Source organism: Alkalihalophilus pseudofirmus OF4 (assembly GCF_000005825.2).
In the GTDB taxonomy this organism is placed as follows: domain Bacteria; phylum Bacillota; class Bacilli; order Bacillales; family Bacillaceae_D; genus Alkalihalophilus; species Alkalihalophilus pseudofirmus.
Window position 1 is genome coordinate 1,871,913 of the sequence record NC_013791.2, and the last position, 23,331, is coordinate 1,895,243.

23 protein-coding genes are annotated in these 23,331 nt (G+C 39.8%); 5 read left to right on the top strand and 18 right to left on the bottom strand.

Annotated elements, in window-relative coordinates; all coding sequences use genetic code 11:
- Positions 1-204: 204 nt before the first annotated feature.
- On the top strand, positions 205-1,083 hold the full coding sequence (locus BPOF4_RS09440; protein WP_012958911.1) for an AraC family transcriptional regulator: 879 nt from the start codon (positions 205-207) through the stop codon (positions 1,081-1,083).
- Positions 1,084-1,176: 93 nt separating this feature from the next.
- Here the strand turns inward: BPOF4_RS09440 and BPOF4_RS09445 are convergent, their stop codons facing one another.
- From BPOF4_RS09445 to BPOF4_RS09490, 10 genes are all read right to left on the bottom strand, one after another.
- The gene (locus tag BPOF4_RS09445; protein WP_158305563.1) at positions 1,177-1,551 is read right to left on the bottom strand and encodes a hypothetical protein; all 375 of its coding nucleotides are present in this window, start codon (positions 1,549-1,551) and stop codon (positions 1,177-1,179) included.
- A 113-nt stretch (positions 1,552-1,664) separates the two neighbouring features.
- Positions 1,665-1,844, bottom strand: coding sequence for a dynein light chain family protein (locus BPOF4_RS09450; protein ID WP_148229516.1), 180 nt, complete (start codon positions 1,842-1,844; stop codon positions 1,665-1,667).
- A gap of 222 nt (positions 1,845-2,066) precedes the next feature.
- Positions 2,067-3,428 (bottom strand): MATE family efflux transporter, encoded by a 1,362-nt coding sequence (locus tag BPOF4_RS09455; protein WP_012958914.1) that lies wholly within the window; start codon positions 3,426-3,428, stop codon positions 2,067-2,069.
- A gap of 368 nt (positions 3,429-3,796) precedes the next feature.
- A complete protein-coding gene (locus BPOF4_RS09460) occupies positions 3,797-4,048 on the bottom strand; it encodes a hypothetical protein (protein WP_012958915.1) in 252 nt (83 codons plus the stop codon).
- Positions 4,049-4,097: 49 nt separating this feature from the next.
- Positions 4,098-4,478 (bottom strand): tetratricopeptide repeat protein, encoded by a 381-nt coding sequence (locus tag BPOF4_RS09465; protein ID WP_337999212.1) that lies wholly within the window; start codon positions 4,476-4,478, stop codon positions 4,098-4,100.
- 324 nt (positions 4,479-4,802) lie between these two features.
- On the bottom strand, positions 4,803-5,279 hold the full coding sequence (locus tag BPOF4_RS09470) for a GNAT family N-acetyltransferase (RefSeq protein ID WP_012958917.1): 477 nt from the start codon (positions 5,277-5,279) through the stop codon (positions 4,803-4,805).
- A 477-nt stretch (positions 5,280-5,756) separates the two neighbouring features.
- Positions 5,757-6,356, bottom strand: a complete 600-nt coding sequence (locus BPOF4_RS09475) for a hypothetical protein (protein WP_012958918.1) — start codon at positions 6,354-6,356, stop codon at positions 5,757-5,759.
- Positions 6,357-6,803, bottom strand: coding sequence for a hypothetical protein (locus tag BPOF4_RS09480; RefSeq protein WP_012958919.1), 447 nt, complete (start codon positions 6,801-6,803; stop codon positions 6,357-6,359). It abuts the gene before it with no gap.
- Positions 6,800-10,312 carry an AAA family ATPase gene (locus BPOF4_RS09485; RefSeq protein WP_041822414.1) on the bottom strand — a complete coding sequence of 1,171 codons (3,513 nt, stop codon included), beginning with the start codon at positions 10,310-10,312 and terminating at the stop codon, positions 6,800-6,802. The genes BPOF4_RS09480 and BPOF4_RS09485 overlap by 4 nt, the downstream gene beginning before the upstream one ends.
- Positions 10,313-10,332: 20 nt before the next feature.
- Positions 10,333-11,394 carry a DUF4236 domain-containing protein gene (locus tag BPOF4_RS09490; RefSeq protein WP_012958921.1) on the bottom strand — a complete coding sequence of 354 codons (1,062 nt, stop codon included), beginning with the start codon at positions 11,392-11,394 and terminating at the stop codon, positions 10,333-10,335.
- Positions 11,395-11,624: 230 nt separating this feature from the next.
- Here BPOF4_RS09490 and BPOF4_RS09495 point away from each other — a divergent pair, with 230 nt between their 5' ends.
- Both BPOF4_RS09495 and BPOF4_RS09500 read left to right on the top strand, forming a co-directional pair.
- Positions 11,625-12,116 carry an RNA polymerase sigma factor gene (locus BPOF4_RS09495; RefSeq protein ID WP_012958922.1) on the top strand — a complete coding sequence of 164 codons (492 nt, stop codon included), beginning with the start codon at positions 11,625-11,627 and terminating at the stop codon, positions 12,114-12,116.
- Positions 12,116-13,030: a sigma factor regulator N-terminal domain-containing protein gene (locus tag BPOF4_RS09500; protein WP_012958923.1), complete on the top strand. Its 915-nt coding sequence runs from the start codon at positions 12,116-12,118 to the stop codon at positions 13,028-13,030. The genes BPOF4_RS09495 and BPOF4_RS09500 overlap by 1 nt, the downstream gene beginning before the upstream one ends.
- Before the next feature lie 57 nt (positions 13,031-13,087).
- Here the strand turns inward: BPOF4_RS09500 and BPOF4_RS09505 are convergent, their stop codons facing one another.
- Both BPOF4_RS09505 and BPOF4_RS09510 read right to left on the bottom strand, forming a co-directional pair.
- Complete coding sequence (locus tag BPOF4_RS09505) at positions 13,088-14,128, bottom strand: zinc-binding dehydrogenase (protein WP_012958924.1); 1,041 nt, start codon at positions 14,126-14,128, stop codon at positions 13,088-13,090.
- Between the two features lie 186 nt (positions 14,129-14,314).
- Positions 14,315-16,135, bottom strand: coding sequence for a serine hydrolase domain-containing protein (locus BPOF4_RS09510; protein ID WP_012958925.1), 1,821 nt, complete (start codon positions 16,133-16,135; stop codon positions 14,315-14,317).
- Between the two features lie 529 nt (positions 16,136-16,664).
- Here BPOF4_RS09510 and BPOF4_RS09515 point away from each other — a divergent pair.
- Positions 16,665-16,988, top strand: coding sequence for a hypothetical protein (locus BPOF4_RS09515; RefSeq protein WP_012958927.1), 324 nt, complete (start codon positions 16,665-16,667; stop codon positions 16,986-16,988).
- Between the two features lie 4 nt (positions 16,989-16,992).
- Here the strand turns inward: BPOF4_RS09515 and BPOF4_RS09520 are convergent, their stop codons facing one another.
- The 4 genes from BPOF4_RS09520 to BPOF4_RS09535 are packed head-to-tail and all read right to left on the bottom strand — an operon-like array spanning position 16,993 to position 18,732.
- On the bottom strand, positions 16,993-17,448 hold the full coding sequence (locus BPOF4_RS09520) for an ASCH domain-containing protein (protein WP_012958928.1): 456 nt from the start codon (positions 17,446-17,448) through the stop codon (positions 16,993-16,995).
- A 9-nt stretch (positions 17,449-17,457) separates the two neighbouring features.
- On the bottom strand, positions 17,458-17,898 hold the full coding sequence (locus BPOF4_RS09525) for a hypothetical protein (RefSeq protein WP_012958929.1): 441 nt from the start codon (positions 17,896-17,898) through the stop codon (positions 17,458-17,460).
- A gap of 25 nt (positions 17,899-17,923) precedes the next feature.
- Positions 17,924-18,148: a DUF6007 family protein gene (locus tag BPOF4_RS09530; RefSeq protein ID WP_012958930.1), complete on the bottom strand. Its 225-nt coding sequence runs from the start codon at positions 18,146-18,148 to the stop codon at positions 17,924-17,926.
- Positions 18,145-18,732, bottom strand: coding sequence for a GNAT family N-acetyltransferase (locus BPOF4_RS09535; protein ID WP_012958931.1), 588 nt, complete (start codon positions 18,730-18,732; stop codon positions 18,145-18,147). The genes BPOF4_RS09530 and BPOF4_RS09535 overlap by 4 nt, the downstream gene beginning before the upstream one ends.
- Positions 18,733-18,845: 113 nt before the next feature.
- On the opposite strand from BPOF4_RS09535, the gene BPOF4_RS09540 reads away from it, so the two are divergent.
- Positions 18,846-19,652, top strand: a complete 807-nt coding sequence (locus BPOF4_RS09540) for a hypothetical protein (protein WP_012958932.1) — start codon at positions 18,846-18,848, stop codon at positions 19,650-19,652.
- A gap of 374 nt (positions 19,653-20,026) precedes the next feature.
- Here BPOF4_RS09540 and BPOF4_RS09545 read toward each other — a convergent pair whose 3' ends face one another.
- Together BPOF4_RS09545 and BPOF4_RS09550 are read right to left on the bottom strand one after the other, a co-directional pair.
- Complete coding sequence (locus tag BPOF4_RS09545; protein ID WP_012958933.1) at positions 20,027-21,388, bottom strand: hypothetical protein; 1,362 nt, start codon at positions 21,386-21,388, stop codon at positions 20,027-20,029.
- Positions 21,389-21,637: 249 nt separating this feature from the next.
- Positions 21,638-23,275 carry a long-chain-fatty-acid--CoA ligase gene (locus tag BPOF4_RS09550; protein WP_012958934.1) on the bottom strand — a complete coding sequence of 546 codons (1,638 nt, stop codon included), beginning with the start codon at positions 23,273-23,275 and terminating at the stop codon, positions 21,638-21,640.
- Positions 23,276-23,331 lie beyond the last annotated feature (56 nt).

Here is a 23,331-nt window from a genome sequence, read left to right on the forward strand (position 1 = left end):
CGCATTTACTCTTCTTGTCCTTACATATATAATTTTGTTACTACTTAAACCATTAACCCTTCATTTCCTAAAGACTGTATATGAATAGTATACATAATCACCCGAGGTCTGGCACCTGGCCTCTATCCGACAATAAACGTATTAAAAATATCGAGTATCTAGCTTACAAGGCAGGTATTCTTATAGATGACAGGAGGGATTCACATGCTCAAGCGCATGAATGATGCTATCGACTATATCGAAGACCATTTAAACGAAGAGATCGATTCACAAAAACTAGAAAAAATCACTGGGACATCTATCTACCACTTTCGACGAATGTTCTCTTACTTATCAGGAATGAGTCTTGGTACGTACATTCGCAATAGAAGACTTTCAATGGCAATGTCTGACCTATTGCGTGAGAATGTTTCAGTAACTGAGACGGCGTTTAAATATGGTTACGAATCTGTTGATGGATTTACGCGAGCATTCAAAGAGTGGGTTGGTTTTACTCCCTCTGAAGTGAAGCAGCATGAATCGCATAAATTGCAAGCTTTTCCAAAGCTGTCCTTCCAATTAACTATTCAAGGAGGAATGAAGATGGAATACAAAATAGTGAAAAAGGATGCCTTTAAAATAGCAGGGGTTAAAAAGAGAGTCCCGATTCAGTTTGAGGGCGTAAACAAAGAAATTGAAAATCTCGCAGCAAGCATTACGGAGAAACAGTACGAGACAATGAATGGATTGAAGAATATGGAACCGTATCAAGTAGTGAACGCGTCCTATCAATTTGATGAAGGTCGTTCGGAAGAAAAAGGTTATTTAGAACATATGATCGGCGTCCCGACAACGAAAGAAGGACCATATGACTCACTTGAAAGTCTTGAAATCGCAAGCCATACTTGGGCGATCTTCTCTTCTAAAGGCCGCTTCCCTAAAACGATGCAGGACACTTGGGCAAAAATTGCATCCGAATGGCTTCCAAGCTCCGACTATGAGTTAGTCGATGCACCGGAACTATCTTATGTAGAAGATTATTCAAATTCAGAAAATGTGTATAGTGAAATTTGGATTGCTGTAAAGAAGAAGACTGCATTATAACTAATACAAACTAAGACGATGTCCGATTATGGCATCGTCTTTTGAAGTGGCAGAGATGTATTCAATGTTTTTAGTATTATGAAGAAATCGGAATTAGATAGTTTGAAAAAGCATTATAAAGAATAAAAAGGTAATTCCTCCAACTAGAAATAGCCCCCCAGCAAAATCATTCACATTCTGATTATCTAAGAAACCCTTCCTGTTAATAATTGCCATGCTTATATAGATTACAACGATCCCAATTATGGGTTCAACAGTATCTTTAAATAAATACTCGTAATCAATAAATAAATCGCTAATTTGTAAGGTAATCCCTAAAAGCACTATTCCTATAAAGAATTTCAAGTGATAATTCCTCTTATACCCCCCTACTGAAATCCCATTTTTGTTAAGAAATGTGATAACTAAGATGACAATTGCAATTGATAAAATCATATGTAAATAGTAGATTGAAGATCCACCTTTCACCTTCTTTGAATAATTAATTTAGAAAAACATTTTATATGACTATACGACAGCTCTGATTATATAAAAATAACCACCTACTCTAAAATTTCTCTAGTTCCTTGATTTACTCTCTCCTAAAAAAACATAGGAATGATGTACAATAATGATGTTGCTGCTAAAACGGTAAAAAAGATTAAGATGCAGTTAAGGATAAATTTCATTGGTGGCAAATATGTAGGGTTTTCTAATCGATCAACTTTCTCATTTAATTTCTGAAGCTCTTTTAATATCTCTTTATTAATCTCATCTGACACAGCTATCTCTCCATTCATGTGTAAATACTTTCCTAAATACTAGACCTTCCAGCTTATACTCTACTTGATCACTTTAACATTAATCCCCTTTTATGTAATTATAATCTTTGTCTATCCAAACAAAAAAACATTCTATAATGAATGCTTAATCGCCCTTGTAATAAAAAAGAGCTCCTTATAAAGAAGCGCGAATCTAATCCCGTGGCGTAACAATAGGACTGCTTAGGGTTTATGTGGCGAATGAAACAGCATTCTATTTAATTTTGGAATAAATAATGATAGAAAGATAGATCTAGAGAGACTAAATATAATAAAAGCAAACCATATACCATGGTTTAAAAAGACGGGAACTAATAACCAGATTACCAGTAAAAAGACAATGAGGGCATAAAAGATTGAATTTCTAATCGACTTGGCTTCTGTAGCCCCAGAAAATATTCCTTCAAGCTGCAATCCCCAAAATCCTACAATCGGAAATAAAACCATCCATATAAGAAAGGTATGGGCTGTAGCTCTTACCTCTGGAATAGTTGTAAATAAGGATAGAATTTCCGGACCTAACAGCCACATAACTAAAGCCATTATAACTGCCGAACTTATGCCCCATTGGGCTGATAACTTATATGCCCGTTTGTAGACTTCCTTATTATTTTCACCGATTGCTCGACCAACTAGAATACTTGAAGCATTAGCAAATCCACCAAATAGATAGGCCATTAAATAATGGATTTGCAAAAGAATTGCGTTAGCAGCCAATGTAACCTCGCCCATGCTCGCACCCATAGCTGTAAAGATTCCAGTCATAATCAGCAAACAAATCGTACGTAAAAATAAATCCCTGTTCACCTTTGCCATCTTAAGTAATGGATGCACGTCCATAATCTTTGAATAGGATATAGAAGAAAAGGTTATATCTTTTGTATAAAGGATGAGACCAATACCAAATAATACTGCACTAACTTCTGCTATGAGGGTGGCGGAGGCTACGCCCTGAACGCCCATATTTAGGCCTAAAACAAACACTAAATCCAAGATGATATTTAGCAGATTCATAAATAGTTGTGTAATTAATGATAGGCGTACTCTCCCCATCCCGATCAGCCAGCCGATAATCACATAGTTTGCTAGCGCAAAGGGTGCTCCCCAAATACGTATTGAGAAATAACTCTCTGCAAAGGCAGAGACCGTTTCGCTTCCTCCAAGAATAGATATAGTGATTTTAATGATTGGCTGTTGAAAAGTGATAAAGAAGAACCCAAAAAGAAGGGCTAGAATCATTGGGCGTATAAAAGACAACATCATCTCCTGATAATTATTGGCCCCGCTTGCTTGTGCGGTAAAGCCACTTGTACTTACACGTAAAAAACCTAAAAGCCAGTACATTGTATTGAAAATTACAGCACCAATCGCCACACCACCAATTGCAGCCGCATCCGGCATACGACCTATTACTGCTGTGTCTACTGCACCCAAGATAGGAGTAGAAATCCCTGAGATAATTAAAGGGATCGCCAATAGTAAATATTGACGCTGACTTACAGACTTAATTGTATAATCTTCTAAGGAATTACGTTTCGTTTGCATTCCATTCACCTTTCTTTTGTAATAAAAATAAACCCATCCAATAGTATAAATGGGTCCACTTAAGTCCTTATGTATCTCGGAAGATTTAAACTCATCTATTGAAAATAGTAATTATTTCGATTTATATAGTATCGTAATCATGCTGATATAGCAAAGGTTTTTGATAGATAGATAGAGACTTGGTAAGGGTAATTTGAGGTAAAATGCGGGAAATCTTTCTTAGATGGAAAGGTAATTACTTTTGAAGGTCTCTATAGCTCTAAAAAAGGCTTCCCCTATAAAGGTAAAGCCGCTTGTGTCTTAAAATAGGTGTATCCCCTTTAAATTTGAGCAGAGTGCTGAAGAGCTATAGATTTATACCCTTCTTATTAGTTAGTAGGCTTATGTAAAAAATAGTTTCTACATACTAACACGACACCTGCTACGAGTAGAATGAGACCTAAGAGATATGGAAACCACCCCATCATATCATTCATCATGGTAACAAACTTTCCAGGCGGACTACTCCAACTCGTAAGGTGGGGTAAGTATAAAGCAATGGCTAGATGCATTAATCCAAGCAATAGTGTGCCTGATAGGATGAATACAGAGCCTAATAGATAACCTTTTGTTTCGTTCAAATGTAACGCCCCTTTTGTATGGTGGTTTAAGTATGAATTCGTTAGTACTCTATTTCCACACATGATCAAGTTTATCAGAATAGAATTCGATTGCTTTTTTGTACAATTTAATTTCTGGATCTGAGGTTGTCTGCACTAAGCAGTTTAGCAATAGATCCACTGCTTTGCTATGTTCATTCAAATTATATAAGGTCATGGCATAAAAAGTTTGAAGTGCTTTATTATGAGGAAATTTAGATATTCCTTCTTTAAGTGTTTCTTTAGATTCATCATATAGTCCTAGTGTTCGATACGTACTGCCAAGCCTAAGGTATGCACCTTGAAGTTCATCTTTAGGTAACCCAAGTGTAATCGCTTTTTTATAATATGGAACAGCAAGTGACTCTTCTCCCAATATGTCATAACTCCAAGCACATTGATAATTTATCATTGCATGGTCTGGGTGTTGCCGTACAAGTTCTAAAAGGAGCATGTTTGACGCTTTATACTCGTGGTTTTGCCTATATGAGATAGCCTTCTTTATTTCTACGTCTACTGGTTGCAATAGAACCACCTGCCTTTATATGAAATTATCATCCTCAATCCATTTCACTAAGATTCTATTCAAGACATATCTTATCATTCTTAAATAGATAGTTCAGGAAAAGGATTGAATTAGCTTTTCATCATTAGTACGATAGCTTCATCATGATTCTAAAAGATTCTATGCTCCATGCTTAATACCCCATATTTAGCTTAAATTTATTAATATTCTTCATAGCTTTAATTGCAAGATGTATTGTTCGCCTAATGGTCCAATTTTTCGTGAGCCTGTGTCGTAAAATCCTGCTTTTATGTATAAATTCTGAGCTGCATAATTTTTGTGATTTACAGCTAAAACTACTTCATTATAGTGGGGGAATTCTTCATTAATAAAATTCTTTAGTAACAGCATTGCTTGTTTTGCGTACCCTTTTCCTTGTTGGTTTTCAGTAATTAAAAAAGCAGTAAGCAACATACTTCGTGGATTAGAACTATATTCTTTAACTCTATCAGTTGAATGGAGCAAGAAGAAACCAACCGGCTCTCCTTTATAATATATTCCTATCCGATATTGACCCTCTTTTACTTCTTTATAATTTTCAGGAAGCGAAGTATACATTTCTTGATCTTTCGGTAGGTGAAAAGTATAAAATCCTTCCATTCCTTTATCAGATATCAGTTTTAATTCAAGCACGTTTGTTTGCTGCAAACTTTTTCCTCCTTTAATGGGAATAAAACTCATGTATTCGTATAACTATCAACTGAATAACAAACCAAGTCGGGATTGCGAGGAGATGAATTAATTTAACCTTTTAGAAAATAGCTATATACATAATCTACCAACTAATTATACATGATGTATCTGAATTTAAAAAAGTATTTTTTATAGTAGATAAATTTAAAGAGAGAACTGAGTTATACAGTTCTCTCCTTTAGTGTAGCTTATAATTGTATCTTTTCACCCACTTATTGCGTGGCTTCCAAAGTTTATTGCGCGCCTCTTCGGCTTAATTGCGTTGGTTGAGCGAGTAATTGTGCCACTCTCTTTGAATTGCGTCAGTTGCGAGCGGATATGCGTTGGTCTAGCGCAGGATTGTATTAACTTTCACCATAATTGTGCCGGTTGCCTGTCCTGGCACTGCTCCCCTGCCCCGTGCCATGCACCCAACACCGCGCTCATCGTCCCCTAAGGCAACACGCTCGGCGTCAGTGTATACGCATTAGCCCCGCCTGGTGCGACGGCATTGAAAATCGTGTATTTCCGCTCTGGGAATTTGACTGCATACGTTGCCTGGCCTTCTAGTCCTTGAATGGTGACAACACTTGGGACAGGGACGCTGTATGCTGCGGCATTTGATGTGAGCGTATGGCTTTCACGGATGATTTGTCCGTCTACCATGATCTGTACTCGGTCCTCACTGTCACCGGTGAAGTCCCAGATCAGCATACGCGCCGTGCCCCCGTCAAAGTTGCCTACAGCAAAATCTTGTGAATTTAGTGCTACTTGGCTTGCATCATCTAGTACAAAGCCTGACTCCATTTCAGTCGATGTACGGTTTGCGATTTCATCTAATGCTGCTTCATCTGACATCGTACCTGAGGAGAAGGCCATGCCTGAGATCGTAAGGATTAACGCCAAGAGTCCGATTGCTGTTCGTGCCAGTTTGGCCGATGGGGTCAGTTCTCTTTTCTGACTAGATCCCTCCCGCTCTTCATTTATCAAGTTTTTCACTTGGCTCGCTTTATCTTGCTTCTTTTCGTTATGCATATATGGTCGCTTGTTCATCTACATCGCCCTCCTGTTTGCGAACAGAGATGAGGCTGGATGACGGTGAAACCACCATGACATCAGTACTCTTACTCCAATGAAGCTTACAATTGCTAGGAAGATCGCAAAGCCTTTTGAAGGGAAATTATGCTCTGCCCAACTATTCAAAAAGGTCGCTCCAAGCCCAAGGCCGATTAGCATAAATAGCCCCATTTGCAAGATTGGCCAGAGAATCGGCCACTTTGTATAAATCCAGCTTAAGGTCTCTATTCGGATTGATAAATAGAGGAAGAAGCTGCACAGACCGATCATGAACAGATAGACAGACCCGGTTGGTGTTCCGTATTGCAGCATCGTCCGTATATCATCAATGGCCAAAAACGGACCAATGAGGATACTTACAGCAATAAAGAAGAAAAACGGATAAAAGACCAGCCTTCCGCCGACACGTAATAAACGCATCATGCGATCTCCTCCCTTCTAGAGACATCTTCTTTTGTGATCGTAATTAATTCTTCAAGCTCTGCATCAGGGACATCCATCAGTCTGACGGAATGCTTGCGGATGGTCGCTTCCATTAAATTACGGACAAATCGCCCGTTGCCTCCGGATGCCTTTGCTGTTTCCATTTCACATTGCTCACGAATCGCCTCAAGAGCACCAGCCTCTATTTTGTAGCCTTTATGCGTGAACATCACGTTGGCAATTTTCACGAGCTCATCTGTTGAATAGTCAGGAAAGGCAATTTGATGTGGGAAACGTGATCTTAACCCAGAATTTGACTTCCAGAATTCCGTCATTTCCTTTTCATAGCCGGCAACAATGACCACGAGCTCTCCTTTTAAATCTTCCATTGCTTTTACGATCGTATCAATCGCTTCTTGCCCGAATTGATCACCAGCCAGGCTGTAGGCTTCATCAATAAATAAGACGCCGCCTCTTGCCTCATCGATGATTTGTTTCGTTTTTAAGGCCGTCTGTCCGACATATCCAGCTACGAGACCGCTGCGATCGGTTTCAATTAAGCGGTCTGTCGCTATGACACCGAGTTCATGCAAGCGTTTAGCCGCTATGCGGGCGATGGTCGTCTTCCCTGTTCCTGGGTTACCGGTAAATGACATATGCAGACTTTGCCCGCTGATCTCAGGCAGGTTCAACGCCTTGCGCCTTTCGTTCATTGCGACTTGAGCAAAAAGATTTTCCATAAAGGTTTTCACATTTTGCAAGCCAATAATGTCATTTAACTGCTCCTTAGCCTGATCCTTGTTTTCTGTTTCCGCGTGGATGTCGAAATCTTCTGCTTGCAGCTCGATCAGTGCTTCAGGTTCATTTGACTCTATTTCAGCAATACGCACTGACTGTCTTCGAATTGCTGCTTCTAATTCATTTCGAACCATCCGCCCATTTCCAGCCGCTTCACGATCGGCTGCTTGCTTCTTTCTAAAGGCCTCTTCAAGCTCTGTATCAAGCTCATGTGACAGCAGGAAACCACGGTGCTTGGTTAGGATATGAAGCATCTGTACAAGCTCCGTCGCCGTATAATCCGGAAAGTGAATATGCAGCGGAAAGCGCGAGTATAAGCCCGCATTGGTATCGAGTAATTTTTTCATATCGTCTTCATATCCTGCTAAAATGACAATCAAATTATCTTTATGAATTTCCATCAGCCGAACAATCTCGTTAATCGCTTCTTCCCCGTAGCCGCCGTGTCCGTCGACTAACGCATACGCCTCATCAATAAACAGCACACCGCCAAGGGCTGACTCGACGACACTCTTCGTTTTTTCTGCCGTTTGACCAGCATAACCGGAAACGAGCTCACTTCTTCCGACTTCAACAAGATGCCCTTTTTTCAACACACCAAGCTCCTTCATCATGCGAGAAAGGGTTCTGGCGATCGTTGTTTTACCTGTTCCTGGATTTCCGGAGAACACCATGTTTAACACCTGTTCTGTGCGGATGGTATGGCCCGCTTCTTTTCTGCGTTTATTCGCAAGAAGCTGTTTCTCAAGCGTGCGGATCACATTTTTCACCGAATCTAATCCGACATAAGCTGAGAGCTCTTCCTCAAGATCAAAATTGTGAGTATCCGTGATACCAAAGTCTTCCACTGTTAACAGTTGATAGTCGGCAGCTTCTTCCTCGTTTACTCTCACCGATTGCTTGCGGATGGCTTCTTCTAATACGTTACGAACTAGGCGGCCGTTGCCGCTGTCATTACGGCCAGGAATTTGTTTTCGTTCAAATAGTTCAATTAAAGGTTTCTTCGACTCTTGATCAAGCTGGTAATCACGCTTTTGCGCCATTAACTCAAGCATCGTATAAAGTTCGTCGGCTTGGTAATCTGAGAACTCAACTTGAAACGGGAAGCGTGAGCGCAGGCCAGGATTTGTTTTAAGAAAACCTTCCATTTCCTGCGTGTAACCTGCTAAGATAACGACTAAATCTTCACGGTGATCTTCCATCCCTTTTACCAATGTATCGATGGCTTCCTGCCCGAAGCTGTCATGCTGATTTCTTGAAAGAGCGTAGGCCTCATCAATAAAGAGCACCCCGCCTAGAGCTTCTTGGATTTTGCTCATCGTTTTTGGTCCAGTGTGACCAACATATTCTCCGACTAAATCCTGACGAGCGACCTCAACAAGCTGCCCTTTCGATAGAATACCCAGTCCTTTTAATATGTAGGAAATGAGTCTCGCAACCGTTGTTTTACCCGTACCAGGATTCCCAGAAAAGATCATATGAAGCGTCAGCGGAGTCGTTGATAAGCCCCTCTCTTTTCGCTTCATTTGCAGTTCAACCGTTTTCGTAAGTTCATGTACAAAAGTCTTCACTTCGGCTAATCCAATCAAGCTTTCGAGTTCATTAAATGCCTGCTCCACTGACGCTGCTTCTGCTTTTTCTAATGTGAGAAGCGGCTGTGCCTGACCTTCAATGTAAATCGCATGTTCAGCTGTGATGAGACGAGCCTGGTTATCTAATTGACCCCGGGCACGAGCTGCGACGAGACTGTCAATAAGCTGAATGCTGATCCATCTCTTTAAAGCACGGCCGTTTTCTTCAGCCTGCAAGGATAGCTCTGCTAATAGTTTTGCCACCGCATCATCATAGGTAATTTGTTTATTTGTGAGCTCGGCTACTTGTGACTGGGCTCGTTGCAGCATTAGATCTGCTATTTTTATGAGATGCTCGAGCTCTAACGGCTTTGTATGCAAGTGATCAGTGATATGTGACCGAATCGATTCTGGCAGATCTCGTTCTCTTTCAGCAATAAAGACGAGTCTATGATTTGCAGCATCAATCATGACGCCTGCTTCTGTTCGGAAATAGCCATTTTTCACTAATTGCTCTAAGTTAGTTAAAACCTGTGTATGTGCTTGGGTGATTCCTTTAAATACAATCGTTGAGCCCCCGTAGGAGAAGGCGCTTGAGAAATCTTTGACGAAATTAGAGTGTATATCTTTTTCACTGTAGAGGCTCACATCGAGTGTAATAACTTGCTGGTTGTTTAGCAGTTTATGATGATGAAGCATCTTAACGACTTCCGTCAATCCTTCCGTTTTACCTGTTCCGATCGGCCCTGTCACAGAGATCACTTGGGCCCTCCCGTCAAGGCTTCCCTCAAGTAAGTATTGCTTTTTAAACCATAAGACAAGATCTTTCATATACTCCTTTTGTCCATATACACGCTGGCCTGCAGATGTTTCAACTAGATGAAATAATTGATCAATTTCTTCTTTATAAAGTCTTTTTCGTGAAGACTTCTCTTTGCCTGACTTTGTTGTTGAAACGGGCAGGATTGTCTCGCTTTTATGCTGAGAAGGGGCTGGCCTCATTGCTTCTAGTCCGCTTGGTGTGTGTGCTGCATGTGTCCCCGGCACTCTTGCATGCGCCTGATTTTCTTTTGTGTTGCGTTTAAAATCTAATAACTGTAATTCTGGTAAGATGATCCGCGACCACTTTTTCCACATCATTCTTATCTCCTTAACCTGTTTTAACGAATCGGCTGGAATCCCTTCGTTTTTAAGAATTTCCATGCCGGATCATACCCAGCTACTGCAGCTTTGGCATCAATATGTTCAAACCGCTTAGACTCCATTAGAGCACGGGTAAATGTCACTTCTATTAATCTACTATTCTTGTGATGACCATCAGCTGGATCCATGCGCCTCTCCTCTACATGACAATGAACCGACGTGACATCTGGCAATGCATGCAGGCAGTCGCGCGCTGCTTTTAAGAGAAGAGAGCAAATGAATTGCTGATATAAATGATAGTAATTGGTTTTCGTATGTGCCTTTCTTGAAAGCTTTCCTGTCTTCGTTAAACTAAACGTCTCATCAGGAATCACATCATCGTTTACTAAAAACGTCAAGATCACTTCACTTTTATCAATCGGCACAAGCTCTACAGCGGCACCATATTCTTCTGCTGTTTGGAAAAGGTCGGTTTCATCGAGTAATTCCTTGTATACTTCTACTCCGCCAGCAGCAAGAGTTTGTGCTTTTTTGACACGGTTAAGCCAAGCGGCATAGCTCTCTTTATCCTTTAAGATGGCATGTTCCAGCTTTTCCTCAAGCTCAGCCATTTCCTTCGCTTCTTTTTTTAGCAGCCGCGAAAAAAAGGACGGCTTATATTGTTCAATTTCTCTTCGTGCATCCGTCTCGATTGGCCCCATTTCACCTATTGAAAATGGCGGTGTTTCACTTGCTTTTTCCTTCCAATTAATCGGTTCTGACACACGTAAATGGAGTTCTTGTAATGCTTTTATGTGTTGTTCGTATTCTTCTACAAGTTGAGAGGCTTCATTAGATTGATCCGTTGCTTTTTTACTCAAAGCCTGGCTTGAGTTCGTTTTCCTTCCTTTCGCAGAGGAATGAGACTTAGAGTAGGACATACCTGTTCCTGGTATTCCCGCAGTCGTTGTCCGTCTTCCGCTCGTGTTAATAGAGTGTCTGAACCCTTTTCCTCCTAAACTTAATCCAATTGATTTTTTACTGACATTTATTCTTACGCCTGGAGCGATTTTCTTACTTCGCCGAAATCTGAAGGCCATTGCAATGCTGCTCCCCTTTCAATAGAAATATCCACTATTTATGTACATTTTTATTATCACTTAATTTTAGCATAGATCTCTTTATTGAGATTCATTGATTACAATTATTGAAGAAAATTCCAAGGTCTTTAAATTTGTCTCCATCCAAGATTACTTTTCATATAAAATTGGTTTTACTGTATACATTTTGAAATGCTGATTCGTTGTATAAGTGTTGGGAGGATAAAGAAATGAAAAAAGAAGATGTGCTTGCCTCCTATCTTATCCAATTGGGAGAGGAAGTGTTTCGGTTGTTACTGGTGAGAGGTGCTGTGAAGGAAGACGCAGAGGATATTATTCAAAATACGTTTTATAAGGTGTACACCCTGCTCGATGATTTAACAGAAAGCAACTTGCGTCCTTGGTTTTTTCGGGTCGCTTTGAATGAACATATTGACTTGAAGAGGAAAAAGGAGAAACAAAATATTTACTTGAGTGATGACATTTATACAAAACTTGCTCATGCAGATCGTGAATTTGACGCGGTCTTGAATAAGGATGAGATCTTCTACCTTTTAAAAGAGGTCAAAAAAGAATACAAAGAAATTTTTTTGCTGAAGTATTATTATGATTTTTCTTATGATGAAATTGCTGAAATGTTAGGCGTGAAGACAGATACAGTGAAACAAAAGTTGTACCGCGCCAGAAAGTTCATTCACTCAAAGACCGGAGGAAAACGCTGATGGATCACTCACTAAAAAAAGCCTTAAAGAAAGCTAAGCGAAAACAAATCCTAAAAATTACGATGATTTCTATCCTTGTCTTCATGCTTTTACTGCTTGCCTTTTATCGAACGGGAAATTATTTCGCAGCAAAAAGTACAATGAGACTCCATGATGCACTAGTGATGCACCATACCATCTCTCAGCCGAACGTGCAAATGGATTCACGAGTGACGAGTAACCGCTCGATGTTCGGCGGAAATATTGTCACAAACCGCTCGAAAAATATAAATGGCTATGTTGTTCCTTGGAGTACTCTTACAAGTTCCTATGGCTGGATGAAAACGGAAATTGATTTTAATGAACTAATACCCGGATTTTACTGGTCTGATACAGGTTTTTACGAGTATGATAAGCAAACAAAACAGAAAGTAGCCACCTTTTATCACCCATTGATCGAAGACTACCATGACGGGGTGCAGAACCAATTAGCAGCTGTTTCAGAAATGGAAAACTATGTAGCTGAAGTTGCTGTATCTTTTGACCGCCCCTACACATTCGCGGAGGTAGAAGAGCGTATTCCAGATAACTTAAACATTGTGTGGATGTACATGGTTTCTGAAATTAGTGATGAAAGCATGGGGCCGGCTGGGATGCCTGTTTACGGATTTGCTCCTGGTTCGTCGCCTGATGATGCCTCCTATGCCTATTTTGTTGAGACACTAAAAGAGTATGATGACAAAGGATATAACGACGCGATCCAAGAGTTTTTAAGTAAAAACGAGGAAAAGCCATTGGATGATGTTGAGATACTTGGTGTCATGTTGACAGGGCAAGCAGAGAATTTTGCACAATTAGTTGGTGAAGGTTTTATACGCGGGGCATCTGTTGGAGTGACTGCGGAGATGGTTCCTTATATTACGCCGGAGAAGTAAGACTATTAAAAGAAGCCTAATCCCTGCTCACTAATGAGAGGAATTAGGCTTTTCTCTTTATTCTTCAGGAAGCAAGACTACCTTTCCTAGCTTTCCTGCTTTTTTAAAATAGGCTTGAGCTTCTCTAGCTTGTTCTAGAGGAAACGTGCAATCAATGACGGGTTTGATTTTGCCCGCAGATATAGCTTGAAGCATGCGTCTGAACTCATCTCTAGTACCCAATACAGAGCCGTAAAACGTAATATGTTTTAAGTAGAGTGTTCTAAAATCAAGTTCTGTCTTTTGACCGCCAGCAGAACCAGATATACAGAACTTCCCGCCTTTTTTCAGTACTTCGAGGGAAGTTGGGAATAATGCATCCCCTACTACATCTAACACGGCATCAATTGGTCCGCCATTTACTTCGATTATTTCTCGAGCAAGATTAGGTGATTTATAAGATAATACATGGGTTGCGCCTAGCTCCTTTAATTGTGCTTCCAAACGTAGGTCGCCAACAATTGCAATCACCTTAGCGCCAAAAACGTTAGCCGCAATTTGCACATTAAGAGATCCCACACCACCATTTGAGCCTGTAACCATCACAGTCTCGCCGGGTTGAGCTTGAATTTGTTCAACCATATGCCAAGCCGTCAACCCGCTAACTGAAAAAACGGCACTTTCGATATAATCGGCAAGCGGCATATCAAAGCATAGTTCAGCCGGCCATACGACGTATTCTGCATATCCCCCATCAAATTCTGAGCCGATAAAGGACATATCATCTGAAATATGTTCGAATCCTTCCTCTCCACTCGATTTAAACGGGAAAAGAACGACATTTTTATTGAGCATCGATTGATCTACAAGGCTGCCCGCCTTTACGACGGTACCGGTAATATCAGAGCCTGGGATGCGTGGAAACTCTACCCCTTCTGGACGCCATCCAGACTTAGAGCCAGTTCCGTAAGCTCCTTCCCTCATCCAGATTTCTGTATTATTTATGGCACAAGCCTTTATTTTAATGAGCACTTCATTGTCTTTCGGTTCAGGAATGGCCCTTTCAACCATTTCTAATTTATCTACATCACCATACCCTGTTACTTGTACAGCTTTCATATCTTTTCTCCTCTCTTCGTTTGATTAGTATAGAGTGTAATACTTTTCGTTTAAATATACAAAATGAATGAGATGAGTGCTGCAGGTAGTGGGCAGCAATAGCCTTTAATCAACGACAAAAAAGCAGCGCTTCTTGAAAAGTGCTGCTCATGCTTACTATACAATCGTCATCCTATACTAACTACCCTAAAAATAAAACTCCCAGTACAGCATGTTTACACATAGAATAACCGTAAAAATAATAGTCATGATCCAAAATCGTTTTTCACCTTTACTTAAACGTTGATTTTTTAGCCTAACACTTAAAAATACACTATTTATAAGAGCGATCACGATATAGATTAGGTTCAGAGTTAAAAAGGGCTTGAGAAAGTCATAGCTGACCATGGATGCTGTCTTGTAAACGATCCAAAGAACGTTTGTGAATATAAGCAGATTTAAAAGATTTTGAGTAAATAGCAATCGATGCAGAGGTTGTTTAGTCCATATCCCTCTAATAGCAGCAATTATCACATAGATGAATGAAAACAGTATAGCTGCTGCACAGAGAACGAGTCCACCCCACTCTAGCACATGTTTATAATAAGGCACGTAAAGGAGATCAGAATACGTATTAGATAACACGTTTCTCAGTTGTGGGTGCTCTGAATACACATCTAAGCTGTATAAGCTCGGGCTGTCCTCTGTTTTGTAGATGCCTGGTTCTAGCTGGGTATATTGTAAGCCATTAATAGCTAAATGATTCGTTTCACTTTGTGTCGTTTTCCCTCTTAAAAATAACCCGTACACCTTGCTGAATCCAGAGCTTGGAAGCCTGGCTGGCTCATACACACCACTCCACATAGATGACTCTTCAAGATTTCCGTTATATTCAACATGTACATATTCATCAAAAATCAGTTCAGGTATTCCCATTGTGAACGTACTTTCATTTTTAATGTTTGTTAACACGATCACTCCGGTACGTTCGTTTCGATCTACATAAAAAGAGGAGCTAAAGGCTTTAGAATTACCGCCGTGACCATACACATGCTGACTTTTGGATGGTAAATAAAAGAAGCCATTTGCGATCCTTGGGATAGTGGTACCCGGATAATATAATGTTGGTTCAAACAGTTGATCAAGTGTCTCTTTATTTTTAAATAGAGGGGTATTATCTTCAGCTAATAAAGCTTGCATTAACCTTTGTAAATCTGCAGCTGTCCCGGTCGCGCTGCCAACTGGATACATAGGGATTGAGTAAAAATTAGGTTCAATAAGCTGCAGTGCATATGTATATCCCTGCACCTCTCCCCTCGCCTCTTTTACCCATTCTTTATCGGCTAGTTCGGGGTCGATTGCTGTTTTTGTCATATAAAGAGGGTCGAAAATCTTCTGCTGCACGTATTCAAGGTAGTCTAAGCCGCTAACCTCTTCTACAATATAGGCCGCAAGACCACTCCCATAATTTGAGTATGCCACAACCTCACCAGGAGCAAAAGCTTGCTTGATATCTGCCTCTTCAAGTACTCCTCTTAAGGTGTGCCTTTTAGTTGGATTATGAATCATTAAATCTGTATAGCTGTCATCAAATCCGGCTGAATGATGCATTAAGTGACGCATCGTGACTGGTTCCTCATATGTTGTTTTGGTGCTGAAATCTTCTGGCAAGTAGGTTTTTATATCTGTGTCTAAATCGAGTTGTCCTTGCTCGACTAATTGCATAACACTGATCCAAATAAGAAGCTTGGATACAGATCCCCATTCAAATACCGTATTCTCAGTAACGGGGATTTGATTTTCTATATCAGCGTAACCCTTCATTTTGTAAATGACTTTATCTTCGTCTATTACAATTGTTGCTAACCCAGCGATGTCTTGTTCGTGTTCTTTTAAATACTCCTTAACTTTATTTTCTATGGAATCAGCTACATTTGCAGATAGAGTTACTGGAAGATAAGTAAATAAAACTAAGAATAATAGAATAAGGATGAATACGTTGGAGAGGTTATTGGTGTGATGATTCACTGTGGTTTGGCCCCTTTTCATCGATTGAACGATCGGTAGAAACTTGCTGTGTTCAGTTACATCAAATTCGGAATGAAGAGATATTGAAAGAGTAAATAGCCGATGAGTCCAACACCTGCGCCTGCTAAGATGAGTAGCAGTGGAGTTAATTTATCTCTCATAGTTTATCTCCTTTTATAAAGGGTTAGGTAAAGTTCAGCTTATTGGTTTGGTGAGAATGAGTTAATTGTATGTATTGAACTGATTATTGCTCTGCTTGCCGGTGCAATTGCGTTGGTGTTCGTCTTAAATGCTCCTGTTGAGAGTGTAAATGCGTCGATTCTCACTTATTGCGCCAGTATTGATACTATATGCGCGGATATAGTTTGTTATTGTATTCACTTATGTATTAATTGCGCCCGTTAATACCGGTCAGCTTCTTCACTCATCATTCATCATTATTATTTAGGTCTTTTTAAACCTATACAAGCAACCTAGGCTTATGCCTCACATAAGATAAACTAACGATTCTAAGTGAGGTGGTGGTGACATGAACAGGCAAATTCCTGCTACATTTGCTAACAATGATTCGGATAATTCGCTCCCATCTAACCAACCTGGTCCTTCACCACAAGATAATCCTTATAACGTTAGCTTGAGCCTGCGATTAGGATTAATAGCAGGGATTATTACGACCATTGGTGATGCTTTAGCTGTTTATTCAGCAAGAATTGCAATAGATGAGGAGGTCTCTAGTAATTTTGATAATCTTAAATCTCAACAGGAGCAGGACGAACGTTTTGCCAAATTAGAGAGCCAAATGGAGCAATTACAGCAACAATTAGCAAAGATGTCAGATCAGAATAAGAAGTAACATCTTACTTATAAACGACTTCAAACCTCTCACAAACAACGGGCATTTTATAGGTGAATTCTTTTTCAATTTGCTCAAATTCTTTTCTAAAAAACGTCTCATGCACTTCACGCCAATAAGCTAACGACCGGTCCCCTTCGCCTTCTAAATACGCATGTTCTTTTGTCACTTCATCAAATGGAATAACCTCGACTGACTTTGTTTGCACAATTGCTGCGGCATCTCCTTCTCCATTTAAAATGATATTCAGCTGACCCACTTGCGGCAAAGCCTCATTTTCGAGTTCATACAGCGTAAAGTTTGATGCCGTCGCTGTTTTCACTCCATCAACGACTAATAAGGCAAGCTCATCTGCCATTTCCTTGGAATCTCCAAAGGCCCAGGCTGAATATTTTTCTGGTGCATTGGGATTGTTTTTACGGAAGGTTTCCCATAGGTGATTAATAGACTGTTTGTTCATTTTATTTTCCTACTCTCTAAGTGTATTAAGGACTTCTGAAATCGTACGGTTTAACTCAAGGTGGGCATTAAAATGGATGGCTGCTAATACGATGAGCAGCAGGATAAAACCCGCTGTAATCCACTTTGAATATGTTTGCGGCTTAATAACTTTTGGATAAATCAAGTTAAAGGTTGCTACAAGTATTGCAAAGATGGCTACGTTCAATTCCCATAGTTGATTCGCTTCTGTAATTGGCAAAACAATGCGTAATGCTTCACTTGTTTCCACTTCGAACTGGTACACTTCTTTTGTTAGATATCCCTCTTCAATCGTTATCACACTCAAATCATCACTTAAGGAGTAAGCATACCCAACTGGATTAAGTTTGTTTGTTACAATAAGAACGACGGCAAGGACGATTACTGCTATGTAAATCGTTATGAGAACAGTTTTGGTGACACGATTCATATGAATCAGTCCCTTCCTTTCATCATTATGTGACGCTGTTACGTTTTTTCTTTTTCACTAATTTAAGATAAGAAATAATGGAATAGATCCCAATCACACAAAGAAAAAATATAACAACATTTATAATAATATGAAAGAAATTATCTGCTGGCAGGTATAAGAATAATAGAGTGGCAGGTACAAACAAACTGACCTCCCAGATGGTGATCCCTTTAAACAGTTGTATAACATCTTCTTGATCGTGCTTCATGATTCTATTCCTTCTATAGTAGATGATGTGTTATAGATTAATTCCCATTCGCTTCTCAACATCCCCATCTTAATCGCATCATAATATTCTCCGTTCACGGTTCTAGCCTGCCTGATTCGTGCTTCTTCTTTCATTCCGATCTTTTCGGCTGCTTTCATCATCCGCACATTTCCTGACCAAGTAGACATTCCTAAGCGATGTAAGTCTGTAGTGGTAAATAAATAATCAATCCAGAGACGATAGGCTTCTGTACCGTAGCCCCCATTCCAGTATTCCTTGTCATAGATGACGATTCCCGTTTCCAGCCAGTTTGTATGTTTATCTACCCAATAACAGCTGACAATGCCAATCAGCTTTTCATTAGTATGGATGGTTAGTGCGCTTGGAGTGTTTGGAATGATTTCATTAGTCTCTTGCCAATGCTGCTTAAATTCCATTTTTGATATTTCAGGCTCAGGTATGTAAGGTGCATTCCACTTTTTAGCGGCTTGTTCTTCTTCTACGTACTTCCAATAATACAGTTCATCTAGATCTTTTTCGGTTGCTTCTTTAAGAGTGACTAACTTGCCTGAAATGTTGATCATGATAACCCTCCAGCCATTCTCTATTAGTCTCCTATTTTATCGTAATAACCCACTTTTATCAAAGGTTAGAATAATATGGTATAATTATGCCAAGATAGGTGGTGTTGATTGATATGATGAAGTATATATGGGGGCTTGTCTCAGTCGTCGGAACAGTAATGATTTCTTCTCTTCTGCTTTTATTAGGATCACCTGTTCACTCTTTTGCGGTGTGGGTGTTCCCTCTAGGTGCCTTTATACTCGGCTTATTATCTTCACTTGGCTATTTCATTTATCTAAGAAAGAAAAGAAAGTGGCAGGTAGGTGATTTAGTATTTGTTAGTTTCACTTCACTTCTTACTTTTATCGCGATCTTTTTTATACACTATCACGCGACATTTATTTCTGATCATGGGTTTATTAATTATTTCGGCGATGGAACGCATATTAGTGATCCGAGTGTGGTTTTAATGGCCGGGCAGCAGGTAGATTTCTTCTCATTTATGAATAATCTTTATTCAGATCGAAACTTTCAACATCTAATACCTGTAGATCAAGTATTAATTGTTCCTGCCCTATGGGTGGAGGTTGCTGGATATGTAGCAGGAGCTTTAGCTATTCCGTTTTTGTTGTCAGCAAATGTTTATAAATGCAAAAGGTGTACGACAGGCTATTATTCTACTACTAAATTATTCGATGTTCTTCCTGAAGAATATGAAAAAGAGAGGGCAATTTTGCACCACTTATATCAATCAAACAGCTCTGATTTATCTAGTTATCTGATTGAAAAACAAATGTCATCAGACCTAAGACATTCAACTAATAAGGTGACAATATATAACATTACTTGTAACACCTGCAACACTAGACACTTAGCAGCAAGACACTATACAACTGAAAAAGATGCACCACCTTTAAAAGTTGAGCTAGAACAAATTTAGTATAGAGCGACAGCTGTTAATGGAGGGCTTTATCTACGTAACAAGTTGTCATGCATATACTACCCAAGGTTGCTTCCCTCTTCATTCTATGAATAACTCAACTAAAATGGGTTAGATCAACCGTGATACGTTTGTGTTGTTTATTTAAAATTTCCACGTTAGTTTGTGGGTCTTTAAAAAACCACTGTGGCACTATATAGGTTAAATCTGAAAGACGATCACCTTAGCAGTGATCGTCTGGTGATAGATAATTCATTTGACAGTATCGTAGTACAAATATGTCATTTTAAATGAGATAGCTCTTATTAAGCAAAAGAAAAACGTTCCTGCTTACGACAGAAACGCATGATTTTTTTAATATCAATATAGAAGCTTTATGAAACTTGCTTATCCTCCTTCGATGCAGTACCTTCCATAGCACCACCATTTTTGCCGATTAAGAGCAAGTATAGAACGATACCGGCTCCTATTCCCCATGCTGGACTTACAAAGGCAGTGATCATCCCAATCGCTAATGCATATCCACGTGAGATGTTATCATTTACCATCGACATCGCAACATAGGCACAGGCAAACCCTGTTAATAATAACGTAAGAGATAGAGCAACTGGTAATAACGGGACGATGAGCCCGATAATTGGCAATAAAAACCCTAATGGTAACGATAGTAAATACCAGCTGATGGTACCAGAGTAGATGGAATCTAATGCTTTTCGACCAGACTTGTAACGCTCCATAATAAATACTTGAATTCCCGTCCACATCGGCCCATGCAAGGGAATGAGCACCCCGCCTGTAAACATTTGACCAACGTTACGAATGGCTAACGCCCAGTGTGTCCGAGTGTGATTGACATCAACCTTTTCATCTTGTCTTGATTTAGATGCTTCCTTTAATAGCGAATCGGCTACAAGAAGGTCTCCAAAAACTAAAACATAAATCATTAGGGAAATGGGAACTGCAGATAGGATCAATGACCATGATGGCATGCCGACTCCCCATGGAGAAACCGTAGCCAGCAATTCACCAAATTGCGGGATGAAGAATCCCCACTCAATGGAAAATGTTAATTCCCCTGCAAATGTTCCAACAATCCCGGCTACGATAAAACCTACTAGCATCGCATTAGATGCCATCAATACTTTTGCCTTCGTATTTGGTAAACGTCCGAATGGTATTGAAAACATGAGTACTAATACAACAACCCATGAGGTGATCAGGGTAAAGGGTAATGTTTGTACTCGATTAATCTCCGACATAAATGCAGCTATGGCAGCACCAAGGATTATCCCTGCTTTTAAGGGCCCTGGGACTAGTTGATTAAACTTTTGTCCAAGGCCTGTTATCGCGAAGAAAATAAATAAGAACGAGACTACTAAAGTAATCGCTATCATCGCTTGCACGGCTTCAGATCCAGGTGATACACCACCTAAAAAGACTAATACTAAAGGGAGAGCTGGGGTGATCCAACCAGCAGCATAAGCATCTCCAAATAGTACCGTTTGCGACCATACCCAGAATAGTTGAATCGTTAAGATCGACCATGCTACTTCGAAAGGCACTTCAAAAAATTGCATCATGAGCGGTGCTAGAGCTCCCCCTGTAGCAAGCGATAAAAATGCCCCTTGAATGGCTTCAGGCCACGAAATCGCCACATGTACCCCAGGTAGCCGCATCGTAAAAGGTCCCCACTTAACACCTGGCTGAATTCCGCCGTATGTACGTTTTTTTCCCATATTTCAACCTCCCTAATGTCATCATTACTTTTGTTTAGATGAAAATAACACCCATAAGTAAACGCTTTCATTTTTATTTAAGTGATAAACTAACCGGTCAGTATGTTGATTTATATTTACTCTAAATCGATTTGTTTACGATGTCAACAAGAAGATTGAATTTTCTAATTTTTGTTCCGTTAATTCTAAAAATGAAAAATCCATTAAGGATCTAGCTTTTCTTAATGGATTTACGAACGATACAGACCTTTATGAACGAGCCTTGTTTATTTCCTCATCACGTAGCTTTCTTCTTAATAATTTCCCGACAGCTGATTTTGGTAGTTCATCGCGTACTTCTACAATGCTTGGAACTTTGTACGGAGCAAGTAATTTTCTTGCAAAAGCAATTACATCCTCTTCAGTCGCCTTTTCACCTGATTTTAAGTTAATAAAAGCTTTTACAGTTTCTCCTCTGTATTCATCTGGAACACCGACGACAATCACCTCTTGAATGGCAGGATGTTGATAAAGGATTTCCTCAATTTCGCGAGGATAGACATTGAATCCACTTGCAATAATCATATCCTTTTTGCGATCGACAATATAAAAGTACCCTTCCTCATCCATTCGCGCCAAGTCCCCTGTATAGAGCCATCCTTCTTTTAATGCGGCGTTTGTCTCCTCTTCTCTCTGCCAATAGCCTTTCATCACCTGTGGCCCTCTAACGAGTAACTCACCTACTTCACCTACAGGTACGTCAATCGGACCACGATCAGTCTCTTTAATTATTTTTGATTCTAACCCAGGAAGTGGTATACCGACGCTTCCCACTTTTCTATCTCGCGTTGGAGGATTAAAGTGAGTGGTTGGTGAGGCTTCAGACAGACCATAGCCCTCGCATAAATTGGAATTCGTTCTTTTTTCAAAAGTCTGTAGCTGCTCAATAGGCATAGCTGAGCCTCCGCTATTAAAATAGGATATTTGATCAAATCCGTATTCTTCTAATTTCGGATGACTATTTAATGCTACATACATGGTCGGCACACCCGAAAACTGGAAAGGCTTCTCTCGTTTAACCGTTTCGACGACTTCTTGGAGCTCGAAACGAGGTAAAATAATTTGATTACATCCACACTTGAATCCCAAAAAGACGTTACATGTTAAGCCGTAAATATGAAACATAGGTAAAACACTCATGATTTTCGGATTGTCTGGGTACTCAATAGGTTTAAACATAAACTCATAGATTTGTTCTATATTCGTCATTAAATTACGATGTGTAAGCATAACCCCTTTTGACACACCTGTTGTACCACCTGTATATTGAAGCATCGCAATATCTTCCACTGGATCAATCTCTACATGAGGTGGTTGTTCTGTTCCCAAGGATAAGAAGTCATTAAAAAAGAAATCATTCTCCTCTATTTCCGTTACTTCTGACCCCAAGCTTACAACGATGACATGTTTCAGATTTGTTTTCTTTTGAACTTGTTTGACGCGTGGATATAGTTGATCTAAAACAATCATGTATTCTGCCCCGGAGTCTTTGAGCACATGTTCAATCTCTCTTTCGATATACATCGGATTGACTTGAACTCCGATACCACCAAGTTTTGACACACTAAACAACGTAAAGAGATAGTGAGGAGTATTCGGAAGCATAACAGCGAAGCGATCTCCTTTTGTAAATCCTAAACTATGAAGAGATGCCGTATATTGCTTGGTGATTCCATCAACCTGCTCATAGGTAAAGGTTCGGTCATAGAAAGTTAAAGCGGTTTTGTTCTTGTATTTTTCAACCGTTTGGGTAAATAAATCATTTAACGAGAGATCCTTTACTTCAATCCTTTCTTCTACACTTTCATGATAAAGCGATAACCATGGCTTATCGTTGTAAATGGACATAGTGATCCTCCTTGTATTAAGTCGTTTCAAGATTACTGATCGTAAGCTTTCGTCCA

Excerpts from the sequence above, each read along its gene's own strand:
- BPOF4_RS09465 (WP_337999212.1), bottom strand. The coding sequence starts at position 4,478 with ATGATAAATTATCAATGTGCTTGGAGTTATGACATATTGGGAGAAGAG.
- BPOF4_RS09490 (WP_012958921.1), bottom strand. The coding sequence starts at position 11,394 with ATGGCCTTCAGATTTCGGCGAAGTAAGAAAATCGCTCCAGGCGTAAGA.
- BPOF4_RS09455 (WP_012958914.1), bottom strand. The coding sequence starts at position 3,428 with ATGCAAACGAAACGTAATTCCTTAGAAGATTATACAATTAAGTCTGTA.
- BPOF4_RS09545 (WP_012958933.1), bottom strand. The coding sequence starts at position 21,388 with ATGGGAAAAAAACGTACATACGGCGGAATTCAGCCAGGTGTTAAGTGG.
- BPOF4_RS09480 (WP_012958919.1), bottom strand. The coding sequence starts at position 6,803 with ATGATGCGTTTATTACGTGTCGGCGGAAGGCTGGTCTTTTATCCGTTT.
- BPOF4_RS09495 (WP_012958922.1), top strand. The coding sequence starts at position 11,625 with ATGAAAAAAGAAGATGTGCTTGCCTCCTATCTTATCCAATTGGGAGAG.
- BPOF4_RS09485 (WP_041822414.1), bottom strand. The coding sequence starts at position 10,312 with ATGATGTGGAAAAAGTGGTCGCGGATCATCTTACCAGAATTACAGTTA.
- BPOF4_RS09530 (WP_012958930.1), bottom strand. The coding sequence starts at position 18,148 with ATGAAGCACGATCAAGAAGATGTTATACAACTGTTTAAAGGGATCACC.
- BPOF4_RS09440 (WP_012958911.1), top strand. The coding sequence starts at position 205 with ATGCTCAAGCGCATGAATGATGCTATCGACTATATCGAAGACCATTTA.
- BPOF4_RS09505 (WP_012958924.1), bottom strand. The coding sequence starts at position 14,128 with ATGAAAGCTGTACAAGTAACAGGGTATGGTGATGTAGATAAATTAGAA.
- BPOF4_RS09525 (WP_012958929.1), bottom strand. The coding sequence starts at position 17,898 with ATGAATCGTGTCACCAAAACTGTTCTCATAACGATTTACATAGCAGTA.
- BPOF4_RS09540 (WP_012958932.1), top strand. The coding sequence starts at position 18,846 with ATGATGAAGTATATATGGGGGCTTGTCTCAGTCGTCGGAACAGTAATG.
- BPOF4_RS09475 (WP_012958918.1), bottom strand. The coding sequence starts at position 6,356 with ATGAACAAGCGACCATATATGCATAACGAAAAGAAGCAAGATAAAGCG.
- BPOF4_RS09535 (WP_012958931.1), bottom strand. The coding sequence starts at position 18,732 with ATGATCAACATTTCAGGCAAGTTAGTCACTCTTAAAGAAGCAACCGAA.
- BPOF4_RS09550 (WP_012958934.1), bottom strand. The coding sequence starts at position 23,275 with ATGTCCATTTACAACGATAAGCCATGGTTATCGCTTTATCATGAAAGT.
- BPOF4_RS09500 (WP_012958923.1), top strand. The coding sequence starts at position 12,116 with ATGGATCACTCACTAAAAAAAGCCTTAAAGAAAGCTAAGCGAAAACAA.
- BPOF4_RS09515 (WP_012958927.1), top strand. The coding sequence starts at position 16,665 with ATGAACAGGCAAATTCCTGCTACATTTGCTAACAATGATTCGGATAAT.
- BPOF4_RS09520 (WP_012958928.1), bottom strand. The coding sequence starts at position 17,448 with ATGAACAAACAGTCTATTAATCACCTATGGGAAACCTTCCGTAAAAAC.